The organism is Serratia rhizosphaerae (genome assembly GCF_009817885.1).
GTDB classification, from domain to species: domain Bacteria; phylum Pseudomonadota; class Gammaproteobacteria; order Enterobacterales; family Enterobacteriaceae; genus Serratia_B; species Serratia_B rhizosphaerae.
The window spans coordinates 3718403-3735212 of sequence record NZ_CP041764.1; the positions used below are offsets into that span (position 1 = coordinate 3718403).

Annotated in this window: 16 protein-coding genes and 1 tRNA gene; 11 read left to right on the forward strand and 6 right to left on the reverse strand. The window is 59.1% G+C overall.

The window, feature by feature from the left end:
- Nucleotides 1–7 precede the first annotated feature (7 nt).
- Both FO014_RS17295 and FO014_RS17300 read right to left on the reverse strand, forming a co-directional pair.
- Nucleotides 8–1693, reverse strand: coding sequence for a sensor histidine kinase (locus tag FO014_RS17295; RefSeq protein WP_160031431.1), 1686 nt, complete (start codon nucleotides 1691–1693; stop codon nucleotides 8–10).
- A 103-nt stretch (nucleotides 1694–1796) separates the two neighbouring features.
- Entirely contained in the window at nucleotides 1797–3287 is a 1491-nt protein-coding gene (locus FO014_RS17300) for a UbiD family decarboxylase (RefSeq protein WP_160030417.1), read from the reverse strand.
- 133 nt (nucleotides 3288–3420) lie between these two features.
- On the opposite strand from FO014_RS17300, the gene FO014_RS17305 reads away from it, so the two are divergent.
- On the forward strand, nucleotides 3421–4314 hold the full coding sequence (locus tag FO014_RS17305) for a LysR substrate-binding domain-containing protein (protein ID WP_160030418.1): 894 nt from the start codon (nucleotides 3421–3423) through the stop codon (nucleotides 4312–4314).
- A gap of 21 nt (nucleotides 4315–4335) precedes the next feature.
- Here FO014_RS17305 and FO014_RS17310 read toward each other — a convergent pair whose 3' ends face one another.
- Complete coding sequence (locus FO014_RS17310; protein WP_160030419.1) at nucleotides 4336–5580, reverse strand: DUF1479 domain-containing protein; 1245 nt, start codon at nucleotides 5578–5580, stop codon at nucleotides 4336–4338.
- Nucleotides 5581–5874: 294 nt separating this feature from the next.
- On the opposite strand from FO014_RS17310, the gene alaC reads away from it, so the two are divergent.
- Complete coding sequence (gene alaC, locus FO014_RS17315; RefSeq protein WP_160030420.1) at nucleotides 5875–7092, forward strand: alanine transaminase; 1218 nt, start codon at nucleotides 5875–5877, stop codon at nucleotides 7090–7092.
- Nucleotides 7093–7162: 70 nt separating this feature from the next.
- Here the strand turns inward: alaC and ypdK are convergent, their stop codons facing one another.
- The 3 genes from ypdK to FO014_RS17330 form a co-directional block, all read right to left on the reverse strand.
- On the reverse strand, nucleotides 7163–7222 hold the full coding sequence (gene ypdK / locus FO014_RS17320) for a membrane protein YpdK (protein ID WP_370447008.1): 60 nt from the start codon (nucleotides 7220–7222) through the stop codon (nucleotides 7163–7165).
- A 548-nt stretch (nucleotides 7223–7770) separates the two neighbouring features.
- On the reverse strand, nucleotides 7771–8211 hold the full coding sequence (locus FO014_RS17325; protein ID WP_160030421.1) for a type II toxin-antitoxin system HicB family antitoxin: 441 nt from the start codon (nucleotides 8209–8211) through the stop codon (nucleotides 7771–7773).
- A 1047-nt stretch (nucleotides 8212–9258) separates the two neighbouring features.
- Nucleotides 9259–9333: transfer RNA gene (locus tag FO014_RS17330), tRNA-Arg, on the reverse strand.
- A 379-nt stretch (nucleotides 9334–9712) separates the two neighbouring features.
- Between FO014_RS17330 and ccmA the strand changes: the two genes are divergently transcribed.
- From ccmA to ccmI, 9 genes are all read left to right on the forward strand, one after another.
- Nucleotides 9713–10345, forward strand: coding sequence for a cytochrome c biogenesis heme-transporting ATPase CcmA (ccmA, locus tag FO014_RS17335; protein ID WP_160030422.1), 633 nt, complete (start codon nucleotides 9713–9715; stop codon nucleotides 10343–10345).
- Nucleotides 10345–11004, forward strand: a complete 660-nt coding sequence (gene ccmB, locus FO014_RS17340) for a heme exporter protein CcmB (protein ID WP_111736694.1) — start codon at nucleotides 10345–10347, stop codon at nucleotides 11002–11004. Before ccmA ends, ccmB begins: the two co-directional genes overlap by 1 nt.
- 114 nt (nucleotides 11005–11118) lie before the next feature.
- Entirely contained in the window at nucleotides 11119–11856 is a 738-nt protein-coding gene (locus FO014_RS17345; protein ID WP_160030423.1) for a heme ABC transporter permease, read from the forward strand.
- Complete coding sequence (gene ccmD / locus FO014_RS17350) at nucleotides 11853–12101, forward strand: heme exporter protein CcmD (protein ID WP_105232003.1); 249 nt, start codon at nucleotides 11853–11855, stop codon at nucleotides 12099–12101. The genes FO014_RS17345 and ccmD overlap by 4 nt, the downstream gene beginning before the upstream one ends.
- The gene (gene ccmE, locus FO014_RS17355) at nucleotides 12098–12589 is read left to right on the forward strand and encodes a cytochrome c maturation protein CcmE (RefSeq protein ID WP_105232002.1); all 492 of its coding nucleotides are present in this window, start codon (nucleotides 12098–12100) and stop codon (nucleotides 12587–12589) included. The genes ccmD and ccmE overlap by 4 nt, the downstream gene beginning before the upstream one ends.
- Nucleotides 12586–14556: a heme lyase CcmF/NrfE family subunit gene (locus tag FO014_RS17360; protein ID WP_160030424.1), complete on the forward strand. Its 1971-nt coding sequence runs from the start codon at nucleotides 12586–12588 to the stop codon at nucleotides 14554–14556. Before ccmE ends, FO014_RS17360 begins: the two co-directional genes overlap by 4 nt.
- A complete protein-coding gene (locus FO014_RS17365) occupies nucleotides 14553–15104 on the forward strand; it encodes a DsbE family thiol:disulfide interchange protein (RefSeq protein WP_160030425.1) in 552 nt (183 codons plus the stop codon). The genes FO014_RS17360 and FO014_RS17365 overlap by 4 nt, the downstream gene beginning before the upstream one ends.
- Nucleotides 15101–15565: a cytochrome c-type biogenesis protein gene (locus FO014_RS17370; RefSeq protein WP_160030426.1), complete on the forward strand. Its 465-nt coding sequence runs from the start codon at nucleotides 15101–15103 to the stop codon at nucleotides 15563–15565. The genes FO014_RS17365 and FO014_RS17370 overlap by 4 nt, the downstream gene beginning before the upstream one ends.
- Nucleotides 15565–16776, forward strand: a complete 1212-nt coding sequence (gene ccmI / locus FO014_RS17375; RefSeq protein ID WP_160030427.1) for a c-type cytochrome biogenesis protein CcmI — start codon at nucleotides 15565–15567, stop codon at nucleotides 16774–16776. Before FO014_RS17370 ends, ccmI begins: the two co-directional genes overlap by 1 nt.
- Nucleotides 16777–16810 lie beyond the last annotated feature (34 nt).

The window sequence follows — 16810 nt, forward strand, 5'->3', positions numbered from 1 at the left end:
ACTTTCCTCACGCTTCTTCTGCCGGCTGTTCGGCGGCCGGGCGCCGTTTGCCGCCGTCTTTAGTGATATAAAACGCAATTTCGGTGCCTGGCTCCAGACGGCGAATCTTCAGCCCGGCGCCGTACAGCAGCGAGACGCGGTGGTGCACATTGAGCAGGCCGATATGGTTGCCCGGCATTTCGTTGCGCGCCACGCGGTCGATCACCGACTGGCTGATGCCGTGGCCGGTGTCTTTTACCGAAATGCGGATGCGCTCACCGTGGTCCTTGACCGCAATCACCACCACGCCTTTGCCGCGGCAGGGCTGAATGCCGTGCACGATGGCGTTCTCCACCAGCGGCTGGATCAGCAGGCTGGGAATGCGCAGCGCGATATCGTCGTCGATATCGTAGATCACCGTCAGTTTATCGCCGAAGCGCGCCTGTTCAATGGCGATATAGTCCTGCACCTGATGCAGCTCTTTGCGGATGTCAATCGGCTCGTCGTTCAGCTCCAGGTTATAGCGCAGGTAGCGCGACAGGTTGATAATCAGCTGGCGCGCGGTGTCCGGGTTCAGGCGGATCAACGAAGAGATGGCGTTCAGCGCATTAAACAGAAAGTGCGGGTTGATTTTGCTCTGCAGCGCGCGCATTTCGGCCTTGTCCGCCATTTGGCGCAACTGCTCAATGCGGGACACCTCCATTTGGGTGGAGATAATCTGTGACAGGCCGACCGCCATCACCTTCAGGGTATTGGTGATCTGGTGTGCGTGGCAGTAGTAGATTTTCAGCGTGCCGCTGACTTCGCCCTTTTCCCACAGCGGGATCACCAACTGCGAGTGGATCTGCGGCGTGGCGGGGCTTTCGTGATTGTTCTTGATGATAATTTTGCCGTGGCGGATGCTTTCCCGCGTCACCCGGCTGAGGCTTTCCCGCCCGACCGGATAGTGCTCCTCGCCGACGCCGACGTAGGCCAGTACGCTTTGGGTATCGGTCATCGCCACCGCATCGGCCTGAATATCGTGGCGGATAATATCGCAGATGGTGGTCAGCGATTCGCTGTTGAAGTTGCGGAAATAGGGCAGCGTTTTACGGGCGATATCCAGCGCCAGCTTGGCCTGACGTGCGGCGATCACCTCTTTTTCATCCTCGACGCTCTGCACCAGCAGCACGATCAGGCCGATGCACACCGTGCCGAGGATCATCGGCAGGGCGATTTGCGCCACGATCTCCAGCCCCAGCTCGGTCGGCGACGCCCACAGGACGATCAGCAGCATGGTCAGGCTTTCGCACAGCATGCCGCCGAGAATGCCGATACGCCAGCGACGCTCTTTTTTCACCTTCAGGTTGATATAGGCGGCGCTGATGCCGGCGATGATGCTGGTGATCAGACAGGGCACCGAGGTAATGCCGTCGATATCGATCAGATAGCGGTGCACGCCGGCGATAATGCCGGTGACGACGCCGACCCACGGCCCGAACAGGATGCCGCCGGCCATAATGGCGATCACCCGCACGTTGACCAGCGAACCTTCGACGTTGATGCCGGAATAGGTGCTGAACAGCGCGAACAGCGAGAATATGGCGGTGACCGCCGCCAGTTCCAGCGGCGTGTGCTCCTCTTTTTGCAGCAGCTGGCGGAACAGCCGGGTGCGCGTCAGGAAGAACAGGCAAATTAACATCAGCGCGGCACGATCGAATACCGCTAACAGCATTTCAAAAAAAGGGTGCACAACGGCTACTCGCTGCGGCGAAACAAGGTGGCGCCCAGTATATCACAGCGTCGGGCGCCGGCTCAGGGAACGCGCGTCCTCGCCGTCAGCGTTTAAAGCCCGGAATAAAGCGCGTGACGTCCACCTCCATAAAGGCGCTGCGCTGGAACTGCGCCTTCAGCGCGTAGGGCACCGTGCAGTCAAAAATCGCCTTGCAGGCGATGCCCTCCGCGCGGATGGACGGACTGAAGGCCGGTGATGATGACGGATCCAGCGGGTGGCAGCGTACGCCGGGAATAAACACCGTGCTGACGTCGCCCTGATAGCGGGTGGTCATCGCCCACATCACGTCGTTCATATCGAACAGATCGACGTCCTCGTCCACCAGCATGACGTGTTTCAGCTCTGAAAAAGCGGCGAATGCCAGCAGCGCCGCCTGCCGTTGGCGGCCTTCGTCGTTTTCCGAGCGCTTTTTCACCTGCAGCACCGCCAGATATTTGCCGGTGCCGGGGGAAGGGCAGTGGACGTTCAGCACAAAGCCGGGCAGCGCCCGCTCGACCATCTGCAGAATGCTGGCCTCGGTGGGGATGCCGGCCAGATTAGTGTGTTCATCGCTGGCGCCGATGCAGGTTTGCAGGATCGGGTGTTTGCGGTGGGTGATCGCCTTCACTTTGATCACCGGCAACGCCGCTTTGGCCTCCCCGGTATAGCCGGGGAACTCCGGCATCGCCTTGCCGCTGTTGGTGTGCTGATCTTCACGCACCCGCACGCCCGGCAGCAGTTCGCCCTCAATCACCACCTCGGCGTGGGCGATGGCGCGCGCCGCCACCGTCAGGCACGGTGCCAGCTCCACCGGGCGATTGCGCAGCGCGCCGGCCACCGACAGCTCGTCGAAGCCCAGCGGCGTGGTGGGCGGCTCAAAACAGGCGCCGATCTCAATGGCCGGATCGACGCCGATGCTGATGGAGATCGGTAGCGGCTGGCCTGCCGCTTCGGCCTTCATGCGAAAGGTATCAAGGTGGCGGCCGGGCACGAAGTACATCGAAATTTCATCTTTGCCCTGGACGCACAGGCGGTGAATGGTCACGTCATGTTCGCCGGTTTCCGGGTCGGCGGCGTAACACATGCCCAGCGTAAAATAGGGGCCGGCATCGTCCGGCGTATTGGTCGGCGCCGGCAGCAGTTTGAGGATGTCGAAGTCCGGGGCGCTGGCCAGGTGCACCACCTCCTGGCAGGCGGCCTGCTCACGTGGGATCTCCACCGGCGCAATCGGCTTGCTCACCGAGTCTTTCAGCAGCCAGGCCAGCCGTTCCGGCGTACTGCCCAGCAGGTGGGCCACGCGCTTGCGCGACGCCAGCAGGCCGATCAGCACCCGCATATCGTCATAGCCTTTGATGCGGTTGAACATCATGGCCGGGCCGATGCGCGTCGGGCGCATCACGGTGCCGTGCGCGCCGACGTAGCGGTATACGCCGGACAGTTCGGCCATCGGATCGACCGGTTCATCGGTGGCGATCAGTTCATCATCAATGTGGCGCAGCAACTCCAGGGCGGAACGCAGGTCGTGCACCTGCGGCAGTTCGGTGGTCGTGGTCATTGGCGTTGTCCGTCAGGTTGTAGGGGTAAGGCGATTTATTGGTGGTTATTTCTCCACTATCGGGCGAGGATTGATTTCTGTCTAATAGGCTTTAGCCTGTTTTTAATCATCATTCGTTATCACAGGATGGCTTATGAGCGACATGCGTCAGCTGTACTCGTTTATTGCGCTGGCCGAAGAGATGCACTTCGGGCGTGCGGCGGCCAATGTGCACATTGCCCAGCCGGCGCTGAGCCAGCACATCAAGCTGTTGGAGCAGCGTCTGGGGCTGCGGCTGTTTGAACGCGATCGCCGCCACGTGGCGCTGACGCCGGAAGGGCGCGTGTTGCTGGAGAAAGCGCGCGATACGATAGGTCGCTATGAAGGACTGCTGCAGACCGCCGCCAGCCTGCGCAGCGGCGCCGACGGCGCGATCCGGCTGGGATATGTCGGATCGGCAATTTACGATCCGGCACTGATGACGCTGATGCGCGACTACCGTCAGGCGCGGCCGGGCATCGAGCTGGCGATGGAGGAGCATGATGTGAACCGTCAGCTCACCCTGCTGCAGAACGGCGATCTTGATGCGGCGCTGGTGCGTACGCCGGTGCCGCAGTTGCCCGGGCTGGTTTACCGGCAGGTGGTGCAGCGGGCGCTGATCGCGGTGCTGCCGAAGGATCATGCGCTGAGCGCGGCCGGTACGTTGTCGCTGCGGCAGCTGGCGCAGGCGCCGTTTTTGATCCAGAACGATCCGCCGGGCGTCGGGCTGGCCTGGTCGGTATTGGCCGCCTGCCGGCGCGCCGGCTTTACGCCGCACCCGCTGAAAGCCACGCGTGATGTGGCGGTGACCATCGGGCTGGTGGCGCTGGGGATGGGCGTGGCGCTGGTGCCGGAGACGCAGGCGCTGGCGCGGCGTGAGGATATCAGCTACCACCCGCTGGACGATCCGCTGGCGGTGAGTACGCTGACGCTGGCCTACCGGCAGAACACTCAGCAGGCGGCGGTGAAGGACTTTGCCCGCTTTGTCCGGCAGCGCGCCGCGAACTGAGGTACGGCGCGCTACGGGCGGTTATTTCAGGCCGAGCTGTTCTCTGCCGAGCGGCGTCAGTAGCTCTTCGCCGCCACGGCCGACGAAGTCCACTTCGAAATCGTCCGCGGCGAAGTCCGGCGGCGTGCGGCCGCTCAGAAAGCTGGGCAGCTGACGCTGCAGATAGGCGTCGTTCTTTTCACAGCCCGGCGCGGCGGCGATATACATCACGTTACTGTCGAACTCGCCGTGGTGCTCGTTTTCCACCGCGTGGATCACATCACAGTGCCAGAATACGCAGTCGCCCGGCTCCAGATCCGGAATAGGGGAAATCCCTTGCAGTAAAAGGGGATGCCATGTTTCCGAAATCGACAGCGCGCGTCCCGGCGCGGCATCGCACAGGTCGTCGTCGGCCACGTCGTCCTGCAGCGCGCGCAGCAGCACATAGGCCATGGCGTTGGCAATCGGCACCAGATTCAGCGTGCCGGCATGGGTGCGCTGCGGCGTCAGCGCGGTCCAGCCCTGAAAGGTGCGGAACATCGAGCAGACCGCCGGCGAGGCGATTTCCCACACCTCGGTGCGGCCGTCGGCGGCGAAAGGATTATAGCGTTGCCAGTCGCCGGAGAACACGTGGCGGTAGACATAGCGGAAATTCTCGTCCAGCCAGCGTTCGATGGTGCCGCTGTCGACGTGCGGCGACAGGCCGAGTGAGGAGGAGTTGGGCGGACGGCGGCGGGTTCGGTCGGCATAGGTGGCGACGCGCTGCGGGTCGAAGTGCTGTTTGCCGTTGCTTTCAGTTTCCCACAGGCTGTTCATAAACACCTGCACCGCATGCATGCGCCGATCCTGCCGCGCTTCCACCTGCGGCTTCGACCAGTAGATACCGTAAATCTGCGGCTTGCTGGCGGCCAGCTTGCCGAAGTAATTATCTTCGGCGGCGTTTTTCAGCCGTTCGACGAAATTGTTGCGCGTCAGATAATCGCCGATCTCACGGTTCCAGCCTTCGGCGGTATCGCGTGGAAACACGCCGCGAATGGCGCAGGCGCCGCGCTGCCTGATCAGCGCTTTTTGCTGCTCGCTCACCCGCTGTTGCAGGATATCATCGGCGTCGATTTGCGGCACCGGATTGCGGCCCGCGGCCAGATCATGGCGAATCTGCTCCACCTGCTGGCGGATGTTGTCTTCCAGCGCCAGAAACACCTCGCGGTAGTTGGGCAGCGCCTGGCGCAGCTGCCGTTTAACGTTTCTGATGGCGGCGGGGATATCGTCGATAACCAGTGCTGTCATAAGGTGCTCCTATCTCGCCGGTAGGCGTCGTCGGTGACAGAGAGTAAGTAATACTCTTGTTGTTTTTACGTTAATGATTATCTGGCCTAAAACAGGATAAATAAAGCGCAATATTTCATTCGAAACTTCCTCTTTTTTGTTATTCGAAAGGTTTCAGCGCTGAAAGCGGTAATGAAAAAAGTTATTGTTCAGGGGATGGACAGCCTGAATCTGCTGCGATATGTTCGATAACAGGCCAAAAACTGGCCAGCGTCGCTCGGACGGTCCGGGCGCTTACGTCTCTTCGAGGAATCTATGGCTGATAATCACAGTCCGCGCCGCTTTACGCGCATTGAACGTCTTCCCCCGTATGTCTTTAACATCACCGCCGAACTGAAGATGGCCGCACGCCGTCGCGGCGAAGATATTATCGATTTCAGCATGGGCAACCCCGACGGCCCGACGCCGCCGCACATTGTGGAAAAGCTCTGCACCGTGGCGCAGCGTGAAGATACGCACGGCTACTCGACTTCACGCGGTATTCCGCGTCTGCGCCGGGCAATCTCGCGCTGGTATCAGCAGCGTTATCAGGTGGAGATCGATCCGGAAAGCGAAGCCATCGTCACCATCGGCTCCAAAGAGGGGCTGGCGCATCTGATGCTGGCGACGCTCGACCATGGCGATACCGTGCTGGTGCCGAACCCGAGCTACCCGATTCATATTTACGGCGCGGTGATCGCCGGCGCACAGGTGCGTTCGGTGCCGCTGGTGGAAGGCGGTGATTTCTTTGGTGAGCTGGAGCGCGCCATCCGTGAAACCATTCCGCGGCCGAAAATGATGATCCTCGGCTTTCCCTCCAACCCGACCGCGCAGTGCGTGGAGCTGGATTTCTTTGAGCGGGTGGTGGCGCTGGCGAAGCAGTACAACGTGCTGGTGGTGCATGATCTGGCCTATGCCGATATCGTCTATGACGGCTGGCAGGCGCCGTCGATTATGCAGGTGCCGGGGGCCAAAGATATCGCGGTCGAGTTTTTCACCCTGTCGAAAAGCTACAACATGGCCGGCTGGCGCATCGGCTTTATGGTGGGCAACCCGGAGCTGGTCAGCGCGCTGACGCGCATCAAGAGCTACCATGATTACGGCACCTTTACGCCGCTGCAGGTGGCGGCCATCGCCGCGCTGGAAGGCGACCAGCAGTGCGTGCAGGATATCGCCGAGCAGTATCGCCAGCGCCGCAACGTGTTGGTGAAAGGCCTGCATGAGGCCGGCTGGATGGTGGATAACCCGAAGGCGTCCATGTACGTCTGGGCGAAAATCCCCGAGCCTTATGCTCACCTGGGGTCGCTGGAGTTCGCCAAACGCCTGTTGGCGGAGGCGAAGGTCTGCGTGTCGCCGGGTATCGGCTTTGGTGAGTATGGTGACGATCACGTGCGCTTTGCACTGATTGAAAATCAGGACCGTATCCGCCAGGCGGTACGGGGCATCAAGGCGATGTTCCGCGCTGATGGTCTGATCGCGCCGGCGGCCAAATAGCGCGCCAGATGCAGAAATAACAAAGGGGCGCCGGTGCGCCCCTTGTTGCCGTTCTGGGTTTGGCGGTCCGTCAGGAAACCATATACATGAAGGTACCAACCCATGCAACCAGCATGAATGAAATGCCCATCAAAAAGTATTTCACTTAATAACTCCCCTCATGGAGTGCTCGCAAGTCAACGATCCCGATTGTTGTGCTGAGTATTTTATAGGATGCCCGGTGCGCCTGGCCGGTTCTTTTTGTCATAAAAACAGCCTGTTGGCAGCCTGAGCTTCCCGGTCGCCGCATTTTATCCGTTTAAGAAAACACGGGAAACGCGACAGGATCGGCGCTCAATGTACTCCCAATCTTTGTATTATTTCAATACTGTGTTTTTGATCACGTTTTTTGCCGCTTTTTTAACCAGTATTCATTGTTTATTCACTGATTTTTCTTCAGAGAGTGGCGGCTAACATTAGTCGGTAAGAGGCCACCCGCAGAGGCGGCCACGACTTTACCAAAGCAGAATAACGATGGCTGCTACGGCAGACCAAAATAGTAGGCAAATGATCAGTACCGTTAGCCAGATATGACGATATATCCACTTCATGTTTAACCTTTATCTGCGCCGGTGAAAGAGGGTAACACCCATCATCGGCAACCGCAGGAGAATATTTAGTCCGGCGGCGCACAAATTTTTACGGTTTATCGCAGAGATGAACCGAGGCCCGGATTTCGTAGCCCAGTAAAAAGAGTGCCTGTTCCAGCGCCTCGGCTTTGGACGCGTAGGCAATATCCAACAGGCGGTTCATCTGGCCGGCGTTAAAACCCAGTTTGCGCGCCAGTAATGCTTTCGGCATCTGTTGTGCCAGTAGTGTGTTATGCAGCGCAATTTTAAGTTGCGCCAACAGCGGCAACGGCACACGCAGCTCTGCTGCGTCGCATGATGAGGGGGGCGGCACCGCGCGGCCTTCATCAAGCTCAATGGCGATGGCGGTCAGCAGTGCGTCTTGTGCTTCCAGTTCGATGTCTTCACGTTTATAGCTGGCGGCCTGAAATTCCGGGAAATCACGAAAGCCGATGTGCCAGCAGTCGTTTTCATTATCAAAGTGGTAGTAGGCCGGGTAGTGGCTAGGCATGGCAGTTCCTGATTAACGGCATGATTGCAATGCGCAGCAGGGTAACATGACTCAGGCGATAAGAGAGGGGGAGCTGTGTGAAATGTCGTCCTCATTGAGGACGGGTTGATGTAAAAAGTCATCGTTAAATGATTCCATAAAAAGAATTATACGATTGAAAATTTGTTTGTTTTTTAAACTTCACGTGCTGTGTGTCACCGCATTATAAATTAATTTAATCAATATTCCTAATGCCTACTATTTAGTATTTGCAAGAAAACGTGTTGCCAACCGTATTTCCTAGGACTTTTCTAGTTGATGGCTGCAATAAATCAACAAATTTTATACAAATAATTTATGCCCTTAATGGTGGGGATTTTTATCAGAAGAGGGCACCTTAAAAATCATAATTTTCTTTGAAATTAAAAGAGTAAGTCAATTTTGTGCGTCGATCGTGAAGATGGTTGATTTTTTGTTTAGGTAAAGCAACTCTTGGTATTTATTATTAATTTTTATTGTTAATTATGTTGATTATGGTAGCCACCGAAACTATTCGTCAAATAATATTTTTGCTTTTATTATGGCCATTCAACGCGATGTATTTATGGTTTATTTGTTTTAAGTGTTTGATTGTTAAATTTAAATTATGTGGCCGTGAGCTGTTTTTAAATTGCTTTGGCTATATCCGGCGTGTCAGGGATGAGTTTGCTGGCGGGGCGTTTTGATATGCTGCATCAATGTTGATTGATGCGGTTGATTAACCATTAACACGAACTGGGTAAGGAAGGAAAGCGCTCACTTGTCACTCTTGCGTTGGGTTGCGGTGGTGTGAGGCTACAGGAGAAACACTGCGTGAATAATAATACATGCAAAAGCCGGCCCTAATTGTTTAATTAACTGATTTTTTTGTGACTCGCCTTTATTGTTTTATGTCAGCAAGGGGAAGCTGCGCCAACTACCTGCAACATCGGGTACGGTAGTCTTAAGCCCGAGGTATGGCTATGGCGTAATATTTCTATTCATCAATCAATAGGAGAATGTAGGTGTTAGCGTGCTGAAAGCGGTGAATGGTACCCCCGACTGGAATCGAACCAGTAACTAGCCCTTAGGAGGGGCTTGTTATATCCGTTTAACTACGGGGGCATGCCGAAGTCGGGAGCCATTATACCCGTTTTTCTCCCCAGAATAAGCGCTTAGCGGTGCGTTTGGTTAATCATTCGCCAGTGGCGACGCCGGCTGAGTGGTGAGCAGGGCGTTCAGACGCAGATGGCGCGGGGTTAACACGGCGATGGCACGCCGGATGACGACATGCCATCCAGGCGCAGGCTGGGGGAAACCAAGTTGGTCAAATTGCAGAAAAAAGTAACAAGGGTTTAACGTTGGCGCATTTTTCTACGCATTATTGATCTGGTGCGCAATATTACCCCTATTGGAGTAGTTTCTGCGCTGGCCGCAGGCTACGAGGTGCCGATCGCTTGTGCTATCATGCGCACACCCAAAGAACAATAGCCGAGTCCTGCCGATGCTGGAAGCCAAAAACCTGAGTTGTGTCCGCGATGAGCGCACCCTGTTTAGCGGGCTGAGTTTTTCGGTGAGTCCGGGCGATATGGTGCAGGTGGAAGGGCCGAACGGCGCGGGAAAAACCAGCCTGCTGCGCATTCTGGCCGGTCTGGCGCGCCCGGACGACGGCGAAGTGCGCTGGCGGGGCGAGAATACCCGCCGCAGCCGCGAACGCTATCATGCCGAGCTGCTGTTCCTCGGCCACCAGCCGGGCATCAATGCGATGCTGACGCCGTTTGAAAATCTGCGCTTCTATCAGCGTGCGGCCCGCGGCGGCGACGGACAGGCAATCTGGCAGGCGTTGGAGCAGGTGGGGCTGGTCGGCTATGAGGATCTGCCGGTGGCGCAGCTGTCCGCCGGGCAACAGCGTCGCGTCGCGTTGGCACGACTGTACCTGAGCGACAGCCCGCTGTGGATCCTGGACGAGCCGCTGACCGCCATCGATAAACAGGGCGTCGCCGAATTGATTCGCCATTTTGAACAACATGCGCAACAGGGCGGTATGGTAGTGTTGACCACCCATCAGGAGCTGGCCGGCAGCCAGCGGCCAGTGACGAAAATTAGCTTGTCGGACGCAGGGATGGAGACGGCCTGATGTTTTTAACCCTGCTGCGGCGTGAATTGAAAATCGCCTTTCGCAAAGGCTCGGAAATCGTTAACCCGCTGTGGTTCTTTCTGATCGTTATCACGCTGTTCCCGTTGGGCGTCGGCCCGGAGCCGCAGCTGCTGGCGCGTATCGCGCCGGGCATCATCTGGGTGGCGGCGCTGCTGGCGTCGCTGCTGTCGCTGGAAAGACTGTTCCGCGACGACTTTCTTGACGGCTCGCTGGAACAGCTGCTGCTGCTGCCAACCCCGCTGCCGTTGGCGGTGTTAGGCAAAGTATGTGCTCACTGGGTGGTGACGGGGCTGCCGTTGCTGCTGCTGTCGCCGCTGGTGGCGCTACTGCTGTCGCTGGACGTGCAGACCTGGCTGGCGGTAGCCGCCACCTTGCTGCTCGGCACGCCGACGCTGAGCCTGATCGGCGCCATCGGCGTCGGGCTGACCGTCGGGCTGCGCAAAGGCGGGGTGTTGCTGAGCCTGCTGGTGCTGCCGCTGTATATCCCGGTGCTGATCTTCGCCACCGGCGCGATTGACGCTGCGGCGATGGGGATGCCGATTGACGGCTATCTGGCGATACTCGGCGCGATGCTGGCGGGCAGCGTGACGCTGGCGCCGTTTGCCACCGCCGCTGCGCTGCGGGTAAGCGTGCACTAGCTAACAGATAAGAAGAGCCGGGCAACGCCGACAAGAGCGGCCCCGGCATACATCATTTGCCGCCCCGCAGCGCAGGGCGGCGGACGTTTTCATTTACCGTGAGCAATGACAACAATGTGGAAATGGTTACATCAATTCGCCAAGCCCGAGAGGCTCTACCAGGTTTGTGGGCGCTTAGTACCCTGGCTTGGCGCGGCGGGCGCCGTCTGCCTGCTGCTCGGCTGGATATGGGGCTTTGGCTTCGCGCCCAAGGATTATCAACAGGGCGATAGTTTCCGCATTATGTATATCCACGTGCCGGCGGCGATGTGGTCGATGGGCATTTACGCCTCCATGGCGGTGGCCGCTTTTATCGGCCTGGTATGGCAGATGAAAATGTCCGATACCGTCGTCGCGGCGATGGCGCCGGTGGGGGCGGTATTTACCTTTATCGCGCTGGTGACCGGCTCCGCCTGGGGTAAGCCGATGTGGGGCGCCTGGTGGGTCTGGGACGCGCGCCTGACCTCCGAACTGGTGCTGCTGTTCCTGTATATGGGCATCATCGGGCTGTACAACGCTTTTGAAGACCGCCGGCTGGCCGGCCGCGCCGCCGGTATTCTGGTGCTGGTCGGCGTGGTCAATATCCCGATTATTCATTTCTCGGTCGAATGGTGGAACACGCTGCATCAGGGGTCGACCAATATGCAGCAGAGCATTGCGCCAAGCATGCGTACGCCGCTGCGCTGGGCGATCCTCGGCTATTTGCTGTTCTTTATTACCCTGACGCTGATGCGCCTGCGCAACCTGATTCTGGCGCAGGAGCGTCATCGCCCGTGGGTGGCGGCCCTGGTTAACAAGGAGCGTCAGTCATGAATGCCGCATTTTCCTCCTGGACGGCGTTCTTCGCCATGGGCGGTTACGCCTTTTATGTGTGGCTGGCGGTGGCCGCCACGCTGATTCCGTTGCTGGGTCTGGTGTGCCATACCCTGTGGCAACGCCGGCAGCTGCTGGCCGATGTGCGCCGCCGTCAGGCGCGCGAACGCCGTATCCGCCAATCACAACATGCTAAAACATCGGCTGCGCCGCAGTCCGCCGCTGCGCGGGAGAAATCATTGTGAATCCACGTCGTAAAAGTCGCCTCTATCTGGCCATTGTGGTGCTGGTCGGCATCGCGCTTACCGCTTCGTTGGTGCTGTATGCGCTGCGCTCCAACATCGATCTGTTTTATACCCCGGGTGAAATCCTGCAGGGCAAAGGGGAAAATCACGAAAAACCGGAGGTCGGGCAGCGCCTGCGCATCGGCGGCATGGTGATGCCGGGCTCGGTGAAGCGCGATCCGGAAACGCTGAAGGTCAGCTTTAAGGTGTATGACGCGCGCGGCGCGATCGCCGTGACCTATGAAGGCATCCTGCCGGATCTGTTCCGCGAAGGGCAGGGCGTGGTGGCGCAGGGCGTGCTGGGGGAAGGCAACGTGGTGAACGCCAAAGAAGTGCTGGCCAAGCACGATGAGAAATATACCCCGCCGGAAGTGGCCGATGCGATGAAAGAGAACCATAAAGGGCCGGCGTCGGCCTATCGCGCGCCGCAGGAGGACAGCCAGTCATGATACCGGAGCTGGGAAGTTTTCTGTTGTGTCTGGCGCTGGCGGTATCGCTGCTGCTGAGCATTTACCCGCAGTGGGGAGCCGCGCGTCAGGACCGCCGCATGATGGCGGTGGCGCGTCCGCTGACCTATGGCATGTTCGCCGCCATTGCGCTGGCGTTTATCTGCCTGGTGCACGCCTTTATCGTTAACGATTTTACCGTCGCCTATGTTGCCGCCAACTCCAACACGCAGCTGCCGGTCTATTACCGCATCGCCGCCACCTGGGGGGCGCATGAAGGCTCGCTGCTGCTCTGGGTGCTGCTGCTGAGCTGCTGGTCGCTGGCGGTGGCGCTGTTCAGCCGCTCCATGCCGCAGGATGCGGTGGCGCGGGTGTTGTCGGTGATGGGGATGATTACCGCCGGTTTCCTGCTGTTTATCATCATGACTTCCAACCCGTTCACCCGCACCTTGCCGAACTTCCCGATCGACGGCCGCGATCTGAACCCGTTGCTGCAGGACGTCGGGCTGATTTTCCATCCGCCGCTGCTGTATATGGGCTACGTCGGCTTTTCGGTGGCGTTTGCCTTCGCCATTGCCTCGCTGATGGCCGGGCGGCTCGACACCGCCTGGGCGCGCTGGTCGCGGCCGTGGACTACCGCCGCCTGGGTGTTTCTGACCCTCGGCATCGTACTGGGCTCCGCCTGGGCCTACTACGAGTTGGGCTGGGGCGGCTGGTGGTTCTGGGATCCGGTGGAGAATGCCTCCTTCATGCCGTGGCTGGCGGGCACCGCGCTGATGCACTCGCTGGCGGTGACGGAAAAACGAGGCACCTTTAAGGCGTGGACGGTGCTGCTGGCGATCACCGCGTTCTCGCTGTGCCTGCTCGGCACCTTCCTGGTGCGTTCCGGCGTGCTGGTGTCGGTGCACTCTTTTGCCTCCGATCCGGCGCGCGGCATGTTTATTCTCGCCTATCTGGTGATTGTTATCGGCGGTTCGCTGCTGCTGTACGCCTTTAAAGGCGGCCAGGTGCGCAGCCGGGTGCAGCACGAAACCTTTTCCCGCGAGACCTTCCTGCTGGGCAACAACGTATTGCTGATGGCCGCGATGCTGGTGGTGCTGCTGGGCACGTTACTGCCGCTGGTGCATAAGCAACTCGGGCTGGGCAGCATCTCGATCGGCGAGCCTTTCTTCAACACCATGTTCACCTGGCTGATGGCGCCGATGGCGCTGCTGCTGGGCATCGGCCCGCTGGTGCGCTGGCGCCGTGACGAGCCGAGCAAGCTGTGGCGTCGCCTGGGCGTTGCGCTGGTGGTGACTCTGCTGCTGTCGATTCTGCTGCCGTGGCTGCTGCAGGACAGCATTGCCGGCATGACGGTGGTCGGGCTGCTGATGGCGGTCTGGGTCATTGTGCTGACGCTGATGGAGCTGCACGAGCGCGCCACGCACCGTCACGGCTTCTGGCGCGGCCTGCGCCATTTGTCGCGCAGCCACTGGGGCATGGTGCTGGGGCATTTGGGCGTGGCGGTAACGGTGATCGGCATCGCCTTCAGCCAGAACTACAGCGTGGAGCGCGACGTGCGGATGAAGGCCGGCGACAGCGTGGATATTCACGACTATCACTTTGTGTTCCGCGACGTGCACGATATCCGTGGGCCGAACTACACCGGCGGGGTCGGCATTATCGACGTGACGCGCAACGGTAAGGCGGAAGCGACGCTGCATGCGGAAAAACGCTACTACAGCGTGGCGCGCAGCATGATGACGGAAGCCGCGATCGACGGCGGACTGACGCGCGATCTGTACGCGGCGTTGGGCGAGGAGCTGGACGACGGCTCCTGGGCGGTGCGGCTGTATTACAAACCGTTCGTCCGCTGGATCTGGTTCGGCGGCGTATTTATGGCGCTGGGCGGGCTGCTGTGTATCCTCGATCCGCGTTATCGCATGAAGAAAAAACTGGCGCGTCAGGGCAAGCGGGAGGCGCAGGCATGAACCGTAAACTGTTATTTATTCCCTTAATCCTGTTCTTGTTGCTGGTGGCCGCCTTTATGGTGCAGCTGACGCGCAACGCCGGCGGGGAGGATCCGACCATGCTGGAATCGGCATTGATCGGTAAACCGGTGCCGACCTTTAAGCTGGAGTCGCTCGATCGGCCGGGTAAAACCTACGATCAGGCGGTGCTGCGCGACGGTAAACCGATATTGCTGAACGTCTGGGCCACCTGGTGCCCGACCTGCCGCGCCGAACACCAGTATCTGAATCAGCTGGCGAGCCGCGGCGTGCGCGTGGTGGGGCTGAACTACAAGGACGACCGCGCCAAGGCGGTCAACTGGCTTAACAGCCTGGGCAACCCTTACGCGCTCAGCCTGTTTGACGGCGACGGCATGCTGGGGCTGGACCTTGGCGTGTACGGCGCGCCGGAAACCTTTCTGATCGACGGGCAGGGCATTATCCGCTACCGCCACGCCGGCGATATGAATGAACGGGTCTGGCAGCAGGAAGTGCTGCCGCTGTACCGCAAGTACGGAGGCGCAGTATGAGATTCGCCGCCGTGATATTGGCCGCATTGCTGAGCTTTAGCGCCGCTGCGGCCATTGATACTTACCATTTTGATTCGGTGGAGCAGGAGCAGCAGTATCGCGAGCTGACCGAACAGCTGCGCTGCCCGAAATGCCAGAACAACAGCATCGCCGATTCCAACGCCATCATCGCCGCCGATATGCGCGCCAAAGTCTATGAACTGATGATGCAGGGGCAGAACAAGCAGCAGGTCATCGATTATATGGTGGTCCGCTACGGCAACTTCGTCACCTATGAACCGCCGGTGACGCCGGCGACGCTGATCCTGTGGGTCGGCCCGCTGCTGTTTGTGCTGATTGGCGGCGCGGTGGTGATTATGCGCAGCCGCCGCCGCACTCCGGCGGATAACGACGACTTCTCCGCACAGGAGCAACAGCGTCTGGCGGCGCTGCTGGAAGAGACTGACAGGAAGAAACGCTAATGGCTTTTTGGCTGATGATTATCGTGTTGCTGCTGGGCGCCGTCGCGCTGTTGCTGGTGCCGGCTATGCGGCAGAACCGGGCGGACAGCGCCACCAGCCGCGACACGCTGAACAAGGTGCTGTACCAGGAGCGTCTGAGTGAGCTGGAACAGGATGAACAGCAGGGCGTGGTCGCCGAGCGTCCCGAACTGGTGAAAGAGCTGCAACAGAACCTGCTGGACGATATTCCCGGCCAGGCGACGGCGCAGAGTAAACCGATCAACCGCTGGGCGCTGTTGCCGGGCGTGCTGCTGCTGATCGTGGTGGCGGTTGGCTTTTATCTGAAAACCGGCGGTATGGCGCAGGTGGCGGCCTGGCGGCAGGTGCAGGATCAGATGCCGGCGCTGCGCGCCCGGGTCGCCAACGAGCATGCGCAACCGCTCAGCATGGAAGAGATCGCCCGTCTGGGGCTGGGGCTGCGCACCGCGCTGCAGCAGGACGGCCGTAATATCAATGACTGGATGATGCTGGGGCGGGTCGGTATGGCGCTGAATAACGCCACCACCGCCACGCAGGCGTTTGCCCATGCCTATCAGCTGGATCCGAATAATCTGGAAGTCCGTCTGGGGTACGCCGAAGTGTTGACGCGTTCCAACGATCCGGAAGATAACAAGCAGGCGTCGCTGATGCTGCGTAAAATGATCGCTGAAGATCACAGCAACCTGCGTATTCTCAGCCTGTTGGCGTTTAACGCTTTTGAACAGGGCGACTACCGGCAGGCCATCGGCGCCTGGCAGGTGATGCTAAAATTATTACCGGCTGACGATCGCCGTGCGGAAGTACTAAAGCGCAGTATTGAACAAGCAAAAGTACAGGCCGGCGACGAAACTGTTAAACTTGGTGTCAATGTCACGTTGTCTCCAGAGGCAGCCAACGCATTACCCCAACAAGGGACGCTGATAATTTCGGTGACCGATGGCAAAAGCCCGGTGCCGGTTGCTGTAAAACAATTACCTCTGAGCCGTTTCCCGCTGTCGTTCTCGCTGGATGACAGCAACGCCATGATGCCGGAGCGTTTACTGTCGTCGCTGCATCAGGTAAAGGTGCGCGTGCGGATTTCTCATGACGGTCTGGCAACGCCGCAGGCCGGCGACTGGTTCGGTGAGAGTGCGCTGCAGACGTTCAGCGGTAACGGGCAAGTTAGCGTTCAGATAGACAAACAGGTCCCTTAATAAAAGACTGAGCGTACTGTTTTTTATGGAGAAA